This window comes from Rhizobium yanglingense, from assembly GCF_977109285.1.
In genome coordinates this window covers 78,454-98,078 of sequence record NZ_CDSAWY010000004.1, presented here as the reverse complement: position 1 = coordinate 98,078, position 19,625 = coordinate 78,454, and the positions used below count along the sequence as shown (strand labels likewise).

At 60.9% G+C, this 19,625-nt stretch carries 16 protein-coding genes and 1 pseudogene; 4 read left to right on the top strand and 13 right to left on the bottom strand.

What is annotated here, in order from left to right; genetic code table 11:
• Positions 1-31: 31 nt before the first annotated feature.
• Entirely contained in the window at positions 32-781 is a 750-nt protein-coding gene (locus ACW4PC_RS05300; RefSeq protein WP_455873067.1) for a cytochrome c biogenesis CcdA family protein, read from the top strand.
• A gap of 59 nt (positions 782-840) precedes the next feature.
• On the opposite strand, the gene ACW4PC_RS05295 is transcribed toward ACW4PC_RS05300, so the two are convergent.
• From ACW4PC_RS05295 to cysG, 5 genes are read right to left on the bottom strand one after another with little or no spacing between them, the layout of a single operon-like run.
• Positions 841-2,052, bottom strand: a complete 1,212-nt coding sequence (locus ACW4PC_RS05295; RefSeq protein ID WP_455873066.1) for a UbiH/UbiF family hydroxylase — start codon at positions 2,050-2,052, stop codon at positions 841-843.
• A gap of 36 nt (positions 2,053-2,088) precedes the next feature.
• Positions 2,089-2,601 carry a DUF934 domain-containing protein gene (locus tag ACW4PC_RS05290; RefSeq protein ID WP_133937790.1) on the bottom strand — a complete coding sequence of 171 codons (513 nt, stop codon included), beginning with the start codon at positions 2,599-2,601 and terminating at the stop codon, positions 2,089-2,091.
• A 10-nt stretch (positions 2,602-2,611) separates the two neighbouring features.
• The gene (locus ACW4PC_RS05285) at positions 2,612-4,282 is read right to left on the bottom strand and encodes a nitrite/sulfite reductase (protein ID WP_455873065.1); all 1,671 of its coding nucleotides are present in this window, start codon (positions 4,280-4,282) and stop codon (positions 2,612-2,614) included.
• Between the two features lie 8 nt (positions 4,283-4,290).
• Positions 4,291-4,605, bottom strand: coding sequence for a DUF2849 domain-containing protein (locus tag ACW4PC_RS05280; protein ID WP_194729659.1), 315 nt, complete (start codon positions 4,603-4,605; stop codon positions 4,291-4,293).
• A 2-nt stretch (positions 4,606-4,607) separates the two neighbouring features.
• Positions 4,608-6,044 carry a siroheme synthase CysG gene (cysG, locus tag ACW4PC_RS05275; RefSeq protein WP_455873064.1) on the bottom strand — a complete coding sequence of 479 codons (1,437 nt, stop codon included), beginning with the start codon at positions 6,042-6,044 and terminating at the stop codon, positions 4,608-4,610.
• A gap of 249 nt (positions 6,045-6,293) precedes the next feature.
• Here cysG and ACW4PC_RS05270 point away from each other — a divergent pair, with 249 nt between their 5' ends.
• Together ACW4PC_RS05270 and mazG are read left to right on the top strand one after the other, a co-directional pair.
• Positions 6,294-6,881: a nucleoside deaminase gene (locus ACW4PC_RS05270; protein ID WP_455873063.1), complete on the top strand. Its 588-nt coding sequence runs from the start codon at positions 6,294-6,296 to the stop codon at positions 6,879-6,881.
• Positions 6,882-6,887: 6 nt separating this feature from the next.
• Positions 6,888-7,727 (top strand): nucleoside triphosphate pyrophosphohydrolase, encoded by an 840-nt coding sequence (mazG, locus tag ACW4PC_RS05265; RefSeq protein ID WP_455873062.1) that lies wholly within the window; start codon positions 6,888-6,890, stop codon positions 7,725-7,727.
• Positions 7,728-8,114: 387 nt separating this feature from the next.
• Here mazG and hflX read toward each other — a convergent pair whose 3' ends face one another.
• The 8 genes and pseudogenes from hflX to dusB all read right to left on the bottom strand — a co-directional run bounded on the left by hflX (position 8,115) and on the right by dusB (position 18,258).
• Positions 8,115-9,440: a GTPase HflX gene (hflX, locus tag ACW4PC_RS05260; RefSeq protein WP_455873061.1), complete on the bottom strand. Its 1,326-nt coding sequence runs from the start codon at positions 9,438-9,440 to the stop codon at positions 8,115-8,117.
• A 77-nt stretch (positions 9,441-9,517) separates the two neighbouring features.
• The gene (hfq, locus tag ACW4PC_RS05255) at positions 9,518-9,760 is read right to left on the bottom strand and encodes an RNA chaperone Hfq (RefSeq protein ID WP_003539403.1); all 243 of its coding nucleotides are present in this window, start codon (positions 9,758-9,760) and stop codon (positions 9,518-9,520) included.
• A 110-nt stretch (positions 9,761-9,870) separates the two neighbouring features.
• Positions 9,871-10,734 (bottom strand): D-amino-acid transaminase, encoded by an 864-nt coding sequence (locus tag ACW4PC_RS05250; protein ID WP_455873060.1) that lies wholly within the window; start codon positions 10,732-10,734, stop codon positions 9,871-9,873.
• A 61-nt stretch (positions 10,735-10,795) separates the two neighbouring features.
• Positions 10,796-12,160 (bottom strand): nitrogen assimilation response regulator NtrX, encoded by a 1,365-nt coding sequence (gene ntrX / locus ACW4PC_RS05245; protein ID WP_022715522.1) that lies wholly within the window; start codon positions 12,158-12,160, stop codon positions 10,796-10,798.
• A complete protein-coding gene (locus tag ACW4PC_RS05240; RefSeq protein ID WP_455873059.1) occupies positions 12,150-14,420 on the bottom strand; it encodes an ATP-binding protein in 2,271 nt (756 codons plus the stop codon). Before ACW4PC_RS05240 ends, ntrX begins: the two co-directional genes overlap by 11 nt.
• 224 nt (positions 14,421-14,644) lie before the next feature.
• Positions 14,645-16,096, bottom strand: coding sequence for a nitrogen regulation protein NR(I) (gene ntrC / locus ACW4PC_RS05235; RefSeq protein WP_455873058.1), 1,452 nt, complete (start codon positions 16,094-16,096; stop codon positions 14,645-14,647).
• On the bottom strand, positions 16,093-17,238 hold the full coding sequence (locus tag ACW4PC_RS05230; RefSeq protein WP_092587129.1) for a two-component system sensor histidine kinase NtrB: 1,146 nt from the start codon (positions 17,236-17,238) through the stop codon (positions 16,093-16,095). Before ACW4PC_RS05230 ends, ntrC begins: the two co-directional genes overlap by 4 nt.
• Positions 17,235-18,258: pseudogene (gene dusB / locus ACW4PC_RS05225) on the bottom strand (tRNA dihydrouridine synthase DusB). The gene ACW4PC_RS05230 and the pseudogene dusB overlap by 4 nt, the downstream one beginning before the upstream one ends.
• Before the next feature lie 145 nt (positions 18,259-18,403).
• On the opposite strand from dusB, the gene ACW4PC_RS05220 reads away from it, so the two are divergent.
• Positions 18,404-19,624 carry a bifunctional 2-C-methyl-D-erythritol 4-phosphate cytidylyltransferase/2-C-methyl-D-erythritol 2,4-cyclodiphosphate synthase gene (locus ACW4PC_RS05220; protein ID WP_455873057.1) on the top strand — a complete coding sequence of 407 codons (1,221 nt, stop codon included), beginning with the start codon at positions 18,404-18,406 and terminating at the stop codon, positions 19,622-19,624.
• The last annotated feature ends 1 nt before the right edge of the window (position 19,625 follow it).

Here is a 19,625-nt window from a genome sequence, read left to right as displayed (position 1 = left end):
ACATCCGCCAGATTGCAGCCGGAGAGAATGCGTGTCGATTGCCGATATTTCCCTGTTGAGCGCCCTGCTTGCGGGTGCCCTCTCCTTTCTCTCCCCGTGCGTGCTTCCCCTCGTTCCGCCCTATCTGTGCTACATGGCGGGCATATCGGTCGAGCAGTTCCGGGGCGGCAATGCTGTTGCGGTTGCGCCCGATGTCCGCCGCGGAGTGCTGTTTTCGGCGCTGTTCTTCACGCTCGGGTTCGCCACGGTCTTCGTCGCGCTCGGCGCCGGCGCTTCCAGCATCGGAATGCTGCTGCGCCAGCATCTGGATCTTCTGGCAAAGATCGGCGGCCTCATCATCATCCTCATGGGGCTAAACTTCCTCGGCGTCTTCCGAATCGGGCTTTTCGCGCGCGAGGCCCGTTTCCAGAGCGGCGGAAAGCCGGCGACGCTGACCGGCGCCTATATCATGGGACTTGCCTTCGCCTTCGGCTGGACGCCCTGCATCGGGCCGGTGCTCGGCGCCATTTTGGGGGTTGCGGCATCGCGCGAGACCGTCGGCTCCGGCGCGGGGCTTCTCGCCGTCTATTCGCTCGGCCTCGCTATTCCCTTCTGGATCGCCGCCGGCTTTTCCGGTGCCTTCATGAATTTTCTGGCGCGCTTCCGCCGCCATCTCGGCACAATCGAAAAGATCATGGGAGGCTTCCTCGTGCTCACGGGGCTTGCCTTCATCTTCGGTTTCGTCACCGATACTGCCATCTGGTTCCAGCAGACCTTTCCGATCTTGATGCGGATTGGCTAAAGGCAGCACATCATAGCTTGCCTTGCAAAGATTAAGCCGCCGTACCGACCGCGATCAGATCAGCCTTTCTTCCGGCTGAATTTTTCCCGCAAGGCAGTCGGAATATCCCGCAATCCGCGGCCCGGCTCGATGCCTTCGCGCATGACGACGCTGCGTAGCGGTGGAAACGCCGAGAGGATGTGGAGGCTCGCGGCGCGCAGCATCTGCACCGGCAGGAAACCCGAGAGAAGCGAGCGGTTCAGCAAATCGACACTGACCGTTCGCGTCATGATGTCGGCGCGGCGCCTGCGGTCAAACCGATCGCCCGAATCGGCTGGTATCGGCAGTTCGGCCCGGTCGCAGAGAATATCCGTCAACGCCATGATATCGCGCAAGCTGAGATTGAGGCCTTGTGCTCCGATAGGTGGGAAAACGTGCGCGGCTTCCCCGATCAGCGCCATCCGGCCCTTGCCGAAGCGGTGCGCGATCATGCCCGAAAGCGGCCAAATCTGGACGCCTTCCTCGACGCTTACCTTGCCGAGCAGCGACTGCATCCGCTCTTCGACGACATTGCTCAATTCGGCAAGCGACAATTCGAGGCCGGCGGCGGCATCCGACGGATTCTGTACCCAGACGAGGCTAGAGCGATTGCCGCGCAAGGGCACCTGGGTAAAGGGGCCGCATTCGGTGTGAAATTCCGTCGAGGTGTTTTCGTGCGGCAGCGAATGGCCGAAATTCAGCACCATGGCCGACTGTGGATAGGACCAGTTGCGCGCGCCAATGCCGGCTTTTTCCCTAAGCTTCGATTTGCGACCGTCGGCGCCGGCAGCGAAATCTGCAGACAGCATCTCGCCGCCCGCCAGCATAATCGAAACGGCATTCTCGCCGATATCAATGCTGTCAGCAAAAGCAGTGAAGCGCGTGATATTGCCTTCGAGGGCGACCGCCGCCTCGAGCACGTCGGTCAAAGCCTTGTTCGGGAAGTTGTAGCCGAAGGCGTCGAGCTCGACTTCGACGGAGCGGAACGTCGTGGTTGGTGCACGCAGCAGGCGATGTGTGCCGTCGATGATGCGCATGCTTTTCAGCGGCGCGGTCTCGGGCTTCAGCTTTTCCCAGAGCGCCAGGCGATCAAGGAAGCGGATCGACTGATCCATCAGCGCCGTCGTGCGCCGGTCTTCGGTCGCGGCGGGAGGCGCAATCAGCGCCACGCTGCGGCCGCCGCGGGCCAGTGCGATCGCGGCCACCATGCCGGCGAGACCGCCACCGATCACCGCCACTTCGAAATGTTTCATTGCATCGCTTCCGTCATCAGAGACGGCGAGCCGGCATTATGCCGCCGGCTTCGCCTGACGGCGCCAACTATAGCCCTTGCCGACGTCCGCGTCACGCACAGCCGGCTGATAATGATGGGGAATTCCGGGCAGCCGGTTTTCGGAAAGGCGCTTGAGCGCCGTTTCATTGGTCACGGCGAAGCTGTCGATCCCGACGCGCAGCATCAACGGAATCTGGTCGATTAGCACATCGCCTACCGCCCGCAATTCGTTGGCATAACCCAGTCGCTCGCGCAGGAGCGAAGCATGGCTGAAGGCACGGCCGTCGCTGAATGCCGGAAAAGCAACAGCGACGATATCGAGGCGATCGAGGTAAGGCTCGAGCTTGCGCACGTCGTCGGCGGGCTTGATGAGCACACCAAGCCCGACATCGTTGCTCTCTCCGGCCGTGGCGATCAACTCATCGAGGCCGAGCAGAGGCTTCTGATCTTCGGTCGCTTTCACCTCATCACTCTCGATCACCCAGGGATCGTTGGCGACGAAACCGGTTTCTCTCCAAATCTTCGTCATCATTCCCTCCTTATGCCGCTTCCGCGGCCGCGCCATAAAGCGCGTCCTTGAAAGGCTGGGGTCCGACGCGGCGATAGGCTGCAAGGAAGGTTTCAGACGGGTCCCGGCGGATGCCGAGATAGGTATCGACGATCGTCTCGATTGCGTCCGTCACCTTGTCCGGTTCGAAGCCGCGGCCGACGATCTCGCCGATCGAGGTGTGTTCGTCGCCGGAGCCGCCAAGCGTGATCTGATAGAGTTCGGCACCCTTCTTCTCGACGCCGAGCAGGCCAATATGGCCGACATGGTGATGCCCGCAGGCGTTGATGCAGCCTGAAATCTTGATCTTCAGTTCGCCGATCTCCGCCTGACGCGCCGGATCGCCAAATCGCTTGGAAATCTCCTGCGCAACCGGAATGGAGCGCGCATTGGCGAGCGCGCAATAGTCCAGTCCCGGACAGGCAATAATATCCGTGATGAGGCCGGCATTGGCAGTTTCGAGATCAGCCGCGACCAGGCCGCGATAGACGGCTTCCAGATCGCCCAGCGCCACATGCGGCAGGATGAGGTTCTGTTCGTGGCTCACGCGAATTTCGTCGAAGGCATATTCCTCGGCGATGTCGGCAACTGCATCCATCTGCGCGTCAGAGGCATCACCCGGGATGCCGCCGATCGGCTTCAGCGAGATCGTCACCATGCCGTAATCGGGGTTCTTGTGGGGCGCTACGTTCTGCTGCACCCAGCGAGCAAATGCCGGATCGGCCTTCTTCCAGCGGGCAAGGTTCTCCCAGCCTTCGGCGCGTTCCGGCAGCACGGGCGGCGCGAAATAGGCGGCGATCGCCTGGACGTCCTTCTCCGGCAGCTTGAGCTCGGTATCCTTGAGCTGCACGAACTCAACCTCGACCTGGCGCGCCAGTTCTTCGGCACCGGTCTCGTGCACGAGGATCTTGATGCGCGCCTTGTACTTGTTGTCGCGGCGGCCGTGCAGATTGTAAACGCGCATGATCGCGGTCGTGTAGGACAGCAGGTCCTCTTCCGGCAGGAAGTCGCGGATCAGCTTGGCGACCATTGGCGTGCGGCCCTGGCCGCCGCCGACGTAAACGGCAAAGCCGATCTCACCCTTGTCGTTCTTCTTCAGATGCAGGCCGATATCGTGGACCTGAATCGCCGCGCGGTCGCGCTCGGCGCCCGTGACGGCGATCTTGAATTTGCGCGGCAGGAAGGAGAATTCCGGATGCACGGACGACCACTGGCGCAGGATTTCCGCATAAGGACGAGGATCGGCGACTTCGTCCGCCGCGGCACCGGCGAAATGATCCGCCGTGACATTGCGAATGCAGTTGCCGGAGGTCTGCATGGCATGCATCTCGACCGTCGCAAGTTCGGCAAGCACGTCCGGCATGTCGGAGAGCTTCGGCCAGTTGAACTGCAGGTTCTGGCGGGTCGTGAAGTGACCGTAGCCGCGGTCGTAGGTGCGGGCGATATGGGCGAGCATGCGCATCTGGCGCGAGGAGAGCGTGCCGTAGGGGATGGCGATGCGCAGCATATAGGCATGGAGCTGCAAATAGACGCCGTTCATCAGGCGCAGCGGCTTGAACGCATCCTCGGCAAGCTCACCGGACAGACGGCGCTGGACCTGGTCGCGAAACTGCTCGACGCGCTCGGCGACAAAGGCGTGGTCAAATTCGTCGTAACGGTACATCAGCTTCCTCAGACTGCAATGAATTCGGGATCGGCCGGCTTGTAGCCCGGCGCATATTCCATGGTCGGGCCTTGGGCGCGGATGCGCTCGCGGAGGCGGAGCGGCCATAGAACTCCGTTGGTTTCCTGAACTTCGATGACGGCAACGTCAACGACCTTGTTGTCGGCATAGGATTTCTTGCCGATCTCTTCCAAAGCCGTCACGGCCTCGGCATGGCGGGCGATGAGCGCATCCTGCAGCGAGGTTACCCATTCGCCGCCGGCGTTAAGCCAGACCGCCACGCCGTCCGTCAGCCTGTTGGCGGTCAGAACCTTGTCGACCATGTTCAGCTCCTTGCAAATTCCGGCGCGGTCGCCTCATGGCGCACCAGTGGCTCGGACAGTTCGAAATTGGCGCCTGCGACGGCATCGCCGATAATGACCATGACCGGCCCGGTCAACTCGTCACGATGCTGCAAGTCGGGAAGATCGCGCAGAATGCCGTGCAGTAGGCGACGGTCCGCACGGCTGGCATTCTCGACGACGGCAACGGTCGTCTCGGCGGGAAGCCCAGCGCTCATCAGCCGCTCGGAGACCGAAGCTGCGACGGTCCGTCCCATATAGACGGCGATCGTCGCGCCGGACACGGCAAGGCTTGCCCAATCGGGCAGCACGTCGCCGGTCAGATCATGCCCGGTCGTGAAGACCAGCGACGAGGCAACGCCGCGCAGCGTCAGCGGCAGCTCGAAATCGGCCGCGGCAGCGAAAGCGGAAGTGATGCCCGGAACGACCTCGTAGCCGATGCCCGCGGCTCGCAGCGCCGCCATCTCTTCCCCTGCCCGGCCATAGACCAGCGGATCGCCGGATTTCAGGCGCACGACGCGCCTGCCCTGGCGCCCAAGCTGGACAAGCAGATCGTTGATCTCTTCCTGCGATTTCGAATGGCAACCCTTGCGCTTGCCGACCGAAAGGCGCTCGGCATCGCGGCGGCCCATATCGACGATCGCCTGCGGCACCAGCGCATCGAAAACGATGACGTCGGCTTCCATCATCACGCGCTGGGCGCGCAACGTCAACAGATCTTCGGCTCCAGGACCGGCACCGACGAGCCAGACGCGACCGTCAACCTTTTCCGCCGAGCGCAGGAGGCCATTTGCGGCACGCCGCGCTTCGGGAAGATTGCCGTTTGCAACGGCGTCCGCCACGCGACCAGAGAAGAAACGGCGCCAGAAGACCCTTCTGGCGACGCCGCGTGGAACGAGATGTTCGACGGTCTTGCGGTAGCTCGTCGCAAGATCGGCCAGGCGGCCGAGCGACGGGGAAAGCAACTGATCGACCTGCGCACGGATCATCTGCGCGAGCACCGGGCCGGCACCTTCCGTGCCGATCGCAACGGCGACCGGCGCGCGATTGACGAGGGCGGGCGTGAAGAAATCGCAATAGTCCGGCTGGTCGACTGCATTGGCCGGAACTCTGACCGCCCGGGCAGCTTCCACGACCGCGCGATCTTCGGCAGCATTACCGGTTGCAGCAAAAACAAGCGTCGCACCATCCACCTGCTCGGGCGAGAAAGCGACACGGACCGTTTCGATTCGATTGGAAATCAGGAACGAATGATAATCCGCCTCGGGATGGTCCGCATAAGCAACAATGCGGGCGCGCGTGTTCAGCAGCAGGCGCACCTTGGCGAAGGCCTCGTCTCCATTGCCGAAAACGGCGGCGATCCGCCCTTCCACACGGAAGAATGCGGGAAACACCGATAGCTGTTCGTTGCTAAAAGGCATTATCATTCCACTTCGAAGTTGGCCGACTATGCCTTTTACGGTCAACGGATTGAAGAAACAGAAATTCGAAAGCCCCGCTGAGCGCGTATTCTTTTGCTCGCCATCTCAAGGATTTGAGAAAAGTCGCCCGGTCGTTTGAAAATGCTGCTGCAGCGCATCATAAGCTTGTGACAAATGCACAAATTCGGCGGGATCATGCATTCCGCTTCCCGGCGGCAACCGGTAAACTGCACGAAACAGGAGAACACCATGCCGGAAAAGACGATTGCTGCCCGTCTTCTCGAAGTCATCGAGAAGCATATCCTGCCGATCACGGAGCTCGGCGTTTCCGAGGGCAACAAGGTCTTCGGCGCGGCAATCCTGCGTAAGTCCGACCTGGCGCTGGTCGTCGCGGAAACGAACAACGAATTGGAAAATCCGCTATGGCATGGCGAAGTCCACACATTGAAGCGCTTTTACGAGTTGTCCGATAAGCCCTCGACCAAGGATCTCATTTTTCTCTCGACGCACGAGCCCTGCAGCATGTGCATGTCGGCGATCACCTGGGCGGGTTTCGATAATTTCTATTATTTCTTCAGCCATGAGGATTCGCGCGACAGCTTTGCCATCCCGCATGATCTGAAGATTCTGAAGGAGGTCTTCGGCCTCGAACCGGGCGGATACCGCCGTCACAACGCATTCTGGAACAGCCTGGCGATCGCCGATCTCATCGAAACCGAGGACGAACCGCTGAAAACCGGTCTGAAAGCGCGGGCCGCCAGCATCAAGGCCCGCTACGATGCGCTGTCCGACATCTATCAGGCGTCCAAAGACGCCAATGCCATCCCCTTGAACTGAGATATCATGGAAGCTTCAAAAGATATTTCGCGCCTGATCGAGATCATGGCGGCACTGCGCGATCCCCAAACCGGCTGCCCCTGGGACATCGTCCAGACCTTCGAAACGATCAAGCCCTATACGATCGAGGAAGCCTACGAGGTCTCCGATGCGATCGAACGCAACGACATGGACGACCTTTGCGAGGAACTTGGCGACCTGCTGCTGCAGGTCGTCTTCCATGCCCGCATGGCCGAGGAAGCCGGAAAATTCACCTTCGGGGACGTCGTCGAAGCCATCACGCGCAAGATGATCCGCCGCCACCCGCATGTCTTCGCGCGATCCGATGCCGACACGCCGGAACTCGTCAAAAAGCAGTGGGACGAGATCAAGCAGGCGGAGAAACACGAGCGTGCCGAAAGGCGCGCAAGGCGCGGCGTTTCCGAAGATTTCAGGGCAGGCTTTCTTGGCTCCGTGCAGCGGAGCTTCCCCGCGCTCACAGAAGCGCTGAAACTGCAGGAACGCGCCGCAAAGGTCGGGTTCGACTGGTCGGCGCCAGAGCCCATCCTCGACAAGATCGAGGAAGAGATCGGCGAGCTTCGTGCCGCACTCAAGGAGGCCAATCACGCGAAGGTCAGCGATGAACTCGGCGACCTGATCTTCGCCATTGCCAATATCGGCCGGCATGTACAGGCCGATCCCGAGCAGGCGCTTCGCGGCACGAACACGAAATTCAGGCGCCGATTCAATCACATAGAGAAAACACTTGAAGCAGATGGCGAAACGCTGGAGGCGGCAACGCTGGAGCGCATGGAGGAAATCTGGCAGGCCGCCAAGGCGATCGAGCGGGCGGTCGCGGGGGGCTAGCGTCGAGAAGTCGACGCTCATTCGTCCAATCTGCCGCCTTGTGCATAGGTGCCTGAAGGCGAAGCCGCAGGGCCTCGAAGGATCTCCTCCCCGCAGGTCGCCTTTGCGGTATGGATCCGCTGAATGACTGCCCTTTGCCACCAGCGTCCATCCCATGCTCGCCTCACAGGAAGCCAGCCACCGCGCGTCCGCGCGGTGAATAACTCACATGCCACGAGAGAAAAGTTGCCTGCACCCAAGGACTTGAGCGCTGGAACCCTGCGACAGGCACAGGGATGAGAAGGAGGCAAGGCGACATCAAACAGCGACAGCTTCTGTGCCGAACCGTCTTTTCATCCGCAACGGACGCCGGGTCTCGAATTTGCTGAGAAGCGGTCAGGCGTCTCGCTATTCCCAGTCTTCCTTCTGCGGCTTCGGGCCGTCGCCCATGCGCCGTTCCAATTCGGCGGCTTCGCTTTCAGCGAGCCTTACGTCGAGCGTCACCGTGCCGTCTTCATTGTCTTCGCGGCCGTCGACGATCGAATGTTCGTAAAGCCAGGGTAGCAGCGCCAGCTTGCCCAAAGGCAGCTTGATCGTCGTCGCGGTCATCACCCCGGAAAGGCGCTTGCTGATTTCCTGCATCAGGTGATCGATGCCCTCGCCGCTGATGGCCGAAACAGCGACCACGTTTTCGGCGCCCGCAACCTTCTGCACCATCGCATCATGCGTTTCCGGTTCGAGACGGTCGATCTTGTTCCAGACTTCGACGATGCGTCGTGCCCCTTCAGCCTCGTCGATACCGAGATCTTTCAGGATGCGCATCACGTCTGCGCTCTGCGCCTGATTGTCCGCATCCGACATATCGCGGACGTGGAGGATCAGATCGGCTTCCAGCACCTCTTCAAGGGTTGCGCGGAAGGCGGCGACAAGATGCGTCGGCAGGTCGGAGATAAAGCCGACGGTGTCGGACAGGATGACGGTCCGGCCATGCGGCAGCTTCATGCGGCGAAGCGTCGGGTCGAGCGTTGCGAAGAGCATGTCCTCCGCGAGCACGCCTGCGCCGGTAATGCGGTTGAAGAGCGTCGACTTGCCGGCGTTGGTGTAGCCCACCAGTGCCACGATCGGATGCGGCACCTTCTTGCGCTTGGCTCGGTGCAGCTGGCGGGTGCGGACGACCTGCTCCAGCTCGCGCTCCAGCTTGATGATTCGATCCTGCAGCAGACGGCGGTCGGCTTCGATCTGCGTTTCGCCCGGGCCGCCCATGAAGCCGCCGCCGCCGCGCTGGCGTTCAAGGTGGGTCCAGCTGCGGACCAGACGGCCCTTCTGATAGTTTAGATGCGCAAGATCGACCTGCAGCGTGCCTTCCTTCGTGGAGGCGCGGCGGCCGAAGATTTCCAAAATCAGGCCCGTGCGGTCGATGACCTTGGCATTCCACTCCTTCTCGAGATTGCGCTGCTGCACCGGCGTCAGCGGGTGATCGACGATCACCAGGCCGGAATCATGCTCATCGAGCTGCGCCTTGATGTCCTCGATCTTGCCGGTGCCGAGCAGCGTAGCCGGACGCGGGTCGGAGATCGGTACGATCGCGCCGTTGACCACATCCAGATCGATTGCCTCAGCGAGACCGCTCGCTTCCTCAAGGCGGCTTTCCGGCGAGCGGGTCGCAGCTCCTTCGATGGGCGCACTCCTACTCCGCGCCTGCTTGAGCACAGGCACGACGACGGTTGCCCGCATATCATCCCGAAGTCTCTGAGCCTCCGGGATGATGGAATCATTCCTGGTATCGCGTGTCGAAATGACTGCTGACCTTGTTAGGACGCTGCTTCTTCGCTCTCGAACATCTGCATGGGCTGACCCGGCATGATCGTTGAGATCGCGTGTTTATACACGAGTTGCGAATGGCCGTCACGGCGAAGAAGAACGCAGAAATTGTCGAAAGAAGTGACAACGCCCGTGAGCTTTACGCCGTTAATGAGAAAAATTGTGAGAGAAATCTTTTGTTTGCGAACAGTATTGAGAAATAAGTCCTGCAAATTCTGAGAACGTTCCGCCATCGCGCCGCTTCTTTCTTTATTGCCGGCTTGATCTGGCCGGTGAATATTAATCAACCTCTCCTGAAAGACGGATGGTAACCCTCATCCCTTCCGTCCAGCAAATCTTGGTATCAAATCGCAATCTTTTCCGCAACGTCGAAAAAGGCTTCTCGAATATTCTGCGAGATCGTGCCGGGATGACCGTTGGCAATTGTCTGCCCGTCGATGGAAACGACGGGAAAACAAATGCTTGTGGCGGCCGTAATGAAGACCTCGCGTGCCGCCAGCATTTCGGCGACGGTGAAGTTCCGCTCGGCGATCCTGAGGTCGAGCTTCACCGCGACATCCATCAGCGTCGTGCGCGTGATGCCGCGCAGAATACCATGTTCGGCAGGGCGCGTGATCAAGGTGCCGTCGGCGTCGACCATCCAGACATTCGTCGCGGCACCTTCTTTCACGCAGCCGTTGGCATCGACATAGATGGCCTCCTGGGCGCCGGCTTCCTTCGCCTGCTGGCGGACCAGGGCATTCGAAAGAAGACCGACCGTCTTGATATCAACCCGATCCCAGCGATTGTCCGGAACGGTGATCGCCTTGATGCCGTTTGCGTTTTTCTTCGCGATGATCGCGGGATCGGTGCTTTTGGCCGTGATGACCAGCGAAGGCTTGGTGCCTTCAGCCGGAAAGACATGGTCGCGGCGCGCCACGCCGCGCGTCACCTGCAGATAGAATAGGCCGTTGCGTACCTTGTTGCGGCGCGCGGTTTCACGAATCACATGGATCATCGCCTGGCGGCTCATCGGCCAGGTGATACGCAACTCGCCAAGCGAGCGGTTCAAGCGGTCGAGATGGCGTGTGATATCAACGATGTAGCCGTGACGTATTTCGCAGACCTCGTAGACCCCGTCCGCGAACTGGTAGCCGCGGTCTTCGATATGTACCATCGCATCGGCGTGCGGCACGTAGCGGCCATTTACATAGGAAATTCTCGGCATGGAAATCCTGCATCCAAGGCAATGAAATGGGAAACCGGCGCAGAAAATTGCGCCGGAGCAATCAGACGCCGAGCGACTTCAGCTTACGATGAAGCGCCGAGCGCTCCATCCCGACGAATTCCGCGGTGCGCGAGATATTGCCGCCGAAGCGGTTGATCTGCGCGATGAGATAATCTTTCTCGAACATCTCGCGGGCTTCGCGCAGCGGAAGCGTCATGATGTGGTAGTCGTTCTTGGCAGACACCTTGGGCAGCATGTCGCCGAGGTCCGTCGGCAGCATGTCGGCTGTAATCGGCGCATCCGGGCCATCCGAGCGTGCAAGGATCATCAGCCGTTCGATATTGTTGCGCAGCTGTCGGATGTTGCCTGGCCAGTCATGAGCCTGCAGCACCGCCATTGCATCGTCGCCGATGCGGCGCAGGCGGATGCCCGCCTGCTCGGAAATCTGACGCATCAACTGATCGACAAGGAACGGGATGTCTTCCCGGCGTTCGGCCAATGCCGGTACGCGAACGGGGACGACCGCAAGGCGATGGTAAAGGTCCTCGCGGAACCAGCCTTCGGCGATGCGGCTTTCCAGATTGTAAGCCGTCGAAGAGATGATACGGACATCCACCTTCACGCGCTTCGATCCGCCGACGCGCTCGAACTGCTGGTCGACAAGCACGCGCAGGATCTTGTTCTGCGTCTCGCGCGGCATTTCGCCGACTTCATCAAGATAGAGTATGCCGCGGTGGGCTTCTTCCAGCGCCCCGGTCTTGCGCGCTTGGCCAGGGGAGCCTTCCGTCCCGAAGAGGGCGACTTCCATGCGGTCCGGCGTAATGTTCGCAGCGTTCAAGGCCACGAAAGGCCCGTTGGCGCGCGCCGACTTTTTGTGGATCATCCGCGCCACCAGCTCCTTGCCGGAACCAGATGCGCCGAAGATCATGATGCGGCTGTTGGTCGGCGCGACCTTTTCGATCGTCTGGCGAAGCTGCGAGACCGCGACGGAAGTGCCGATCAGTTCGACGGCGTCGCCTGCGCGCCGCTTCAGCTCGGATACCTCCCGCTTCAGCTTTGAGTTTTCCAGCGCGCGTTCGGCAATCAGGATCAGGCGATCAGCCTTGAAGGGCTTTTCGATGAAATCGAAGGCGCCGCGTTTGATGGCGGAAACAGCCGTTTCGATATTGCCGTGGCCCGAAATCATGACGACCGGAATGTCGGGATGGCGCGTCTTAATCTCGTCCAGCAATGAGAGACCGTCGAGCTTGCTGCCCTGCATCCAGATATCCAGGAAAATCAAGCGCGGCGCGCGATCAGAAATCGCGGCGAGCGCGCTGTCGCTGTCATGCGCGGTACGCGTCTCGTGTCCTTCATCAGAGAGGATGCCGGAGACGATCTCGCGAATATCATGCTCATCATCGACGACGAGAATATCAGAGGCCATACACACTTTCCTTGTCATTTGACGCCGGGGCGGCGGGAACCGGCTCGAGACGCGGCAGATGCACGCGGATCATGGCCCCCCTTCCCTGGTCGAAATCGGCGGGCGCATCATGCAGTTCCAACTGCCCGCCATGCTCTTCAATGATCTTCTTGACGATTGCGAGGCCGAGGCCAGTGCCCTTGTCCCGCATCGTCATGTAGGGCTCCAGGATGCTGTGCCGATTTTCCACCGGCAGTCCCCGGCCGTTGTCGATGACGTCGACCGTGAAGCGGTCGCGGCTCTCGTCCAACGACGCCCTAACGAGAACCTTCCGTTGATCGCGCTCGCCACTCGGGACAGCCTCGATGGATTCGACCGCATTCTTGATCAGGTTTCCGAATGCCTGGCCCAGCATGCGGCTGTCGAACTGGCCCTCCAGCGGTTTGTCGCCGAATTCCTGCAGGAAGCTCACATGCGTATTGCCCATCTCACGCAGGAAGATGGCATCGCGGAGAATATTGCGCAGATCGGTCTGTTCCTTCGTCGGCTTGGGCATGCGCGCAAAAGCCGAAAACTCGTCCACCATGCGGCCGATATCGCCAACCTGCCGGATGATCGTATCGGTACACTGATCAAAGACCGTGCGATCCTCCTGATTGATCTGCTTTCCGTAACGGCGCTGGATGCGCTCGGCGGAGAGCTGGATAGGCGTCAGAGGGTTTTTAATCTCATGGGCGATGCGCCTTGCCACGTCGCCCCAGGCCGTCGAGCGTTGCGCGATCACGAGATCGGTAATGTCGTCGAGGGTGATCACGTAGGAATCGCTGGTATCGCGAACTTCCTCGCGCGTGACCTGCACGCTCAGCGTTCGCACCGTTCCGCCGCGCACGAGGGCAATCTGCTTGCGGAAATCGCCGCGGTAGCGCGATGCGGCTTCGCTGAGCACCTGATCGACTTCGGGAGCAATTTCATTCAGCTGCTTCCCGAGCATCTCGCGTGCCGGCAGCGACATCAGCGTCTCGGCAGAACTGTTGACGATGGTGATCCGCCGGTCGTTCTCGACGCCTATCACTGCGGCGGTGACACCCGACAGCACGGCCTCGATGAAGCGGCGGCGGTCGTCCACCTCGTCCTTCGCCTCCAGAATCTCGTCACGCTGTGTGCGGATTTCCGAAATCATCTTGTTGAACGTGCGGGATAGGTTTGCAACGTCGCCATCGACCGCATGAACCGGCACGACGATATCCATGTTGCCGGACGCCACGCTGTCGGCCGCGGTGATTAGCAGGCGGATCGGGCGGACAATCCGGTCGGCAACGGCAATAGCCGTCCAGATCGCCGCAAGCAGCACGATCAGGGCAAAACCGATATAGAGAACCGCGAACGCGATCTGCAGCGAGACGCGACCCGCCTCCATCGAGCGGTATTCCGTCGCGTTTTCCTCCATCATGCGCATTGCGCCCATGACCTTCGGATCGACGGCGCGCACGGTGTAGAGGAACGCGCTTGGAATCTGCTCGAGTTTGATGATGGCGCCGACAAGGTTGGTTACGCCCGGCGGAATGAGCGTCGGCTGGCCAGCGGCGGCTTTCTGCAGGGCATCCTGCGGGATCGCTGGTAACGGCTTCTCGGTCTTGATGTCCGCCTGAACGATGACAGTGCCGTCGCTTTCAACCAGGAATGCGCCAAGCAGCCCGCGGCCCCGCGCCTGACGCGTCATCAACTCCCCGAAGCCCGTGCGGTCGAGGTTGTAAAGCACCCGGTTGCGTTCCAGGTCGTTGGCCATGGAGATGGTCTGGCCCTGCAGATAGCTGGCGTTCTCCATCATGTAGGCTTGGCCGATATTGCGCGATGAACTGACGATGGATTGCGTGCGCAGCGCGAACCAGCGGTCGAGCCCCGCATTCAGCGTGATACTTGCAAAGATCGCCACCAGGATCGCCGGCGTGATGGCGACGATCGAGAACAGGACAACGATCCGGATGTGCAAACGGGCGGCGGCGCGGCCGCGGGTGCGCGCTTTGAGCAACCGCGCAACTTCGCGTCCGATCAGCGCTATCAGTGCAAGCACGAAGAAGGAATTCACCACGACCGAAGTGATGACGACGCGGGTCGTCGGGTCGATCGGCGTCACACCCAGCAGAATGAAGAGCGTCAGCGTCGCGCAGAGCAACGCGCCGCCGGCCAGGACAAGACCCGGCAGCGCAAACAGCGCCCGGCGATCGGTAACGGTCGAGACCGTATCGCTGTCTGCCGCAGGCGGTGCCGCATCCTGCTTCATCAAGTCATCACTCCAAGCGGCAGAAGCCGGTATATCACGGTTCATCGACTGGATATGATCGCCATGCATGCAAAGCCCCCGGCGTCTCAGCCTTCTGCTGAAACGGCGCCGGACAGCCTGAAACATGAGCTTCAGCAGCCTCGATGAGATGGCGAAGTCCAAACCCTATGCGTGACCTTTAAGCAACGCATTGTGGCGAAAATGCAACGCGGCCTGCAGCCTTGTCAAGCTGTTCGAGAGCTTCTGTAAACGGAGACGCCGAGTTCGCGGATCTTTTTGCGCAGCGTATTGCGGTTGAGTCCGAGCAAATCCGCCGCTTTGATCTGGTTGCCGCGCGTGGCCGTCAATGCGGCGAGGATCAGCGGATATTCCAGTTCCGTCAGCACCCGGTCGTAAAGGCCCGGAGGCGGCAGATTCTCGCCGAAACTTGCGAAATAAGTTCGCATGTTTTCTTCCACTGCCTGGGCAATCGTCATCGATCCCGCACGGATCGGCCCCTTGTCGATCGGGCTGTCCGGCACGTCGGAACGAAGCTCGGCTTCGATTATCTCGCGCGTGATCACGTCCTGTGGATAAAGTGCCACCAAGCGGCGGATAAGGTTCTCCAACTCGCGCACATTGCCCGGCCAGGCGTAGGCCTTCATCAGCTCAATAGCTTCCTGGTCAAACCGCTTGGTACCGAGCCCTTCCTTTTCGGCCTGCTGGATGAAGTGCCGAACCAGGTCCGGAATATCCTCGGCGCGGTCGCGCAACGGCGGAAGCCGTAGCGGGACGACGTTCAAACGGTAATAGAGATCCTCGCGGAAGAGCCCCTGGTTGATCGCCTGCTTCAGATCCTTGTTGGTCGCCGCGACGATGCGGACGTCCGTGCGGATCGGCGTGCGCCCGCCGACAGTCGTATATTCGCCCTGCTGCAGGACGCGCAAAAGACGCGTTTGTGCGTCCATCGGCATATCGCCGATTTCATCGAGGAAGAGCGTGCCGCCTTCGGCCTGTTCGAAGCGGCCGGTGGAACGGGTCTGCGCCCCGGTAAAGGCGCCCTTTTCGTGGCCGAAGAGCTCGGATTCGATGAGGTCACGAGGGATGGCCGCCATGTTGATCGCCACAAACGGTCCGTTGCGGCGCTTGCCGTAATCGTGCAACGCGCGGGCCACAAGCTCCTTGCCGGTACCGGATTCACCCGTGATCATCAGCGTCAGGTCGGTCTGCATCAGGCGGGCAAGGACGCGATAGATTTCCTGCATGGCCGCGGAACGGCCGACAAGCGGCATGCCGTCCTGCATGTCTTCGTCGAGCTTGGCTGGTTTCTTTTTCGGCTCCGCCAGCGCGCGACCGATAATGCCGATGAGTTCCGTCAGGTCGAAGGGCTTTGGAAGATAGTCGTAAGCGCCCTTCTCGGAGGCTTTGATGGCCGTCATGAATGTGTTCTGCGCGCTCATGACGAGCACCGGCAGCTCGGGACGAGCCTTCTTGATTCTCGGCAGCAGATCGAAGGCATTCTCGTCCGGCATCACCACGTCAGTCACGACCAGATCGCCCTCGCCAGCCGAAACCCAGCGCCAGAGCGTGGCGGCATTGGAGGTGATGCGAACATCATAACCTGCACGGCTGAGCGCCTGGTTTAGCACGGTACGGATGGCCGCGTCATCATCCGCGACGAGGATCGTTGCTGTCATCGAGAAGTTCCTGTTGGGTTTGCAATTGCCGCATCATCGGCCGAAGCATCCTTGGAAGCCGGCATAAGGACGCGGAACGTCGTCTTGTTGTTCTGGCTGTCGCATTCGATGATGCCGCCGTGATCGCCGATGATCTTGGCGACCAGTGCAAGGCCGAGGCCGCTGCCGTTCGTCTTTGTGGTGATGAACGGATCGAAGAGATGCGGCAGCAAGTCGGACGGCACGCCGGGACCGTTGTCTTGCACGCAGAACTCCAGCGGCAGCGAGATTTTTTCGCGCGTTCCGGCGACAGAAAGGCGGATGCCGGGGCGATAGGCCGTCGTCAGCATGATCTCGCCGTCCTGCCGGTCTCCGACTGCTTCGGCTGCATTCTTCACGAGGTTGAGAAAGACCTGCACGAGCTGATCGCGGTTGGCGTAAACTGCAGGTAGCGACGGATCGTAATTCTCGGTGATGCGGATGTGCCGGGCAAAGCCTGCCTTTGCCACCGCCTTCACATGGTCGAGCACCGAATGGATGTTGACGGGCAGACGATCGACAGGGCGCTCGTCTGAGAAGACCTCCATGCGATCGACCAGCGACACGATGCGGTCGGTCTCGTCGCAGATGAGCCTCGTCAGCGCGCGGTCCTCATCGACGACCGACTGCTCGAGAAGCTGGGCCGCACCACGAATGCCGGAGAGCGGATTCTTGATTTCGTGGGCGAGCATGGATGCAAGGCCCGTCACCGACCGGGCGGCCGCCCGGTGCGTCAGCTGACGGTCGATCTTGTCGGCCATCGAACGCTCCTGGAACACCACGACGACGGAGCCGGGCTCGCTGATCACCGGCGCGACGTAGATATCGACCAGCTTGTCTTGGCCAAGACGGGGCGAACTCAGGTCGACGCGGTATTCGTTGACGGGCGCCCTGCGCTCCCGCACCTGATCGATCAGGGCCAGTAGCGGGCTTCCGAACGGAATGAAGGTGGAAATCTTGTAGCGGGCAAGGTGCGAGGCGCTGGCGCCGAAGAACGATTCCGCCTCCCAGTTCGCGAAGGCGATCAAGCCCGCCTCGTCGACCATCACCACCGGATTCTGGATCGCGTTCAGCACTGCCATCGCAACGCCACCGGTATGATCGGCTTGAACCTTGTCCATCATGCCGCCTCCCGGCTCTTTGAAATTTCCAAACCGGCCGCCAGCGCATCGCGAAGGCGCGAGACTACTTCTGCCCGTGTATGCGATGTCATGATTGCCGCCTTCTGCGAAACCGGCAGCAACGGTGCGAAACGCTCCAGATACCAGCCGAGGTGCTTGCGGGCATGGCGGATAGCCGGTGCCTCGCCATAGAAATCCAGCATCATTTCGTAGTGCTCGACGGCAATGTCCGGTATTTTCTCCCGCAACGGCGCGGGTGCGCCAGCCAGCACGCCTGCGTGCCATGGCCGCCCCTGACAACCCCGGCCGATCATCACCACATCAGCGCCCGAGCGGCGAAGGATCTCCTGCGCATCTGCATTTGTGTCGACATCGCCGTTTGCGATCAGCGGAACCGAAATTGCGTTGCGAACGGCGCGGATCGCGTCCCAGTTCGCCTTGCCTTCGTAAAACTGCATCCGCGTACGGCCATGAATGGTGATCAGCTTTACCCCTGCAGCTTCGGCACGCTTGGCGATCTCTGGTGCGTTAATCGAATTGTCGTCCCAGCCGAGCCGCATCTTCAGCGTCACCGGAACATCGACAGCCTTCACGGTTGCCTCGATAAGGCTCAGCGCATGATCCGGATCGCGCATCAGCGCCGAGCCGGAATAGCCGCCGATCACCTTCTTGGCCGGACAACCCATGTTGATGTCGATGATGTCGGCGCCGCTATCGGCCGCGATCTTGGCCGCCTGCGCCATCCAATGCGCCTCGCGGCCGGCGAAGCTGCACCATATGCGGCTTGAAGCCGGCAGCCCTCAGTCGCGACCATGATTCGGCGGTATTGTTCACGAGCTCCCTGCTCGCTACCATCTCGGTTACAACCAGGCCTGCGCCGTAGCGCCAGGCGAGTTGCCTGAAGGGCATGTCGGTGACGCCGGACATCGGCGCCAGCACAACGCGGTTGCGCACGGAGACATTTCCGATCTGCAAGGGCGCCGCAAGATTTACTGGATGCAATTGATTATCTTTCAGGCACACGATACTGCTGCACTATTTTTAGCCATACTAAGGGGGCTTGCCAAGAGGCTTCGGTGAGAATTGATATTTTTTGGGCAGATGCTGGAAAGCGAACCGCGAAGACGATAGAGCAGTCACGCCGCTTTCCGCACATTTTTAGGGATTTATGCCGCAAATGCATTCGAAGCAACCGATCTCGGCTGGAATTGTCATCGTTGCTGCCGGCCGCGGCGAGCGGGCGGGCTCGCATGAGGAAGGTCCGAAGCAATACCGATTAATCGGCGGAAAGCCGGTTATCACGCATACGCTGGAAAACTTCATGACATGGGAGCACGCCGCCCACGTCGTCGTCGTCATCCATCCCGACGACGATGCGCTGGTCGCAAAGGCATTTCGCCAGGCGCTGTCCGCCACGCCGATCGAAGCCGTTCACGGCGGTGAAACGCGACAGCAGTCTGTTCTCGCCGGACTGAGGCACCTGAAAAACAAAGGCATTACGCATGTCCTCATTCATGACGCCGTTCGCCCCTTCTTCGACCACCAGCTTCTCGATCGCATTGCCGATGCACTGGCCGGCGGCGCGCCGGCGGTCCTGCCCGCAATGCCTGTTGCCGACACGCTGAAGCGGGCTGACGGTACGGGCACGGTTCTGGAAACGGTGTCGCGCGAGCATCTTTTCGCGGCCCAGACGCCGCAATCCTTCGTCTATGACACCATCCTCTCGGCGCATGAAAAGGCAAGCGAGATCGGCCGCACGGATTTCACAGACGACGCATCAATCGCCGAATGGGCGGGGATTCCCGTGACGATCGTCGAAGGTGCTGCCGACAACGTGAAACTGACGGTCAAACGGGATATCGCCCTTGCCGACGACCGACTTTCGTCATCGCAGCTGCCCGACGTGCGCACCGGCAACGGCTATGATGTGCATCAATTGGAAGCCGGCGACGGGGTCACGCTGTGCGGCGTCTTCATCCCGCACGACCAGCGGCTCAAGGGCCATTCGGATGCGGACGTCGCGCTGCATGCCCTGACGGACGCGCTGCTTGCCACCTGTGGCGCAGGCGATATCGGCGATCACTTCCCGCCTTCGGACCCACAATGGAAGGGTGCCGCCTCGCGCATCTTCCTCGAACATGCGGCGAAGATCGTGCGCGATCGCGGCGGCACGATCATGAATGCCGACGTCTCGCTGATTGCCGAAGCGCCGAAAGTCGGCCCGCACCGCCACGCGATGCGGACCAATCTCTCCGAATTTCTGGGTATCTCGATCGACCGCTGCTCAGTGAAGGCCACGACGAACGAGACGATCGGCTTTGTCGGCCGCCGCGAGGGCATTGCGGCGATCGCAACCGCGACCGTCGTCTATCGCCGAGCAAAGGGGTAAG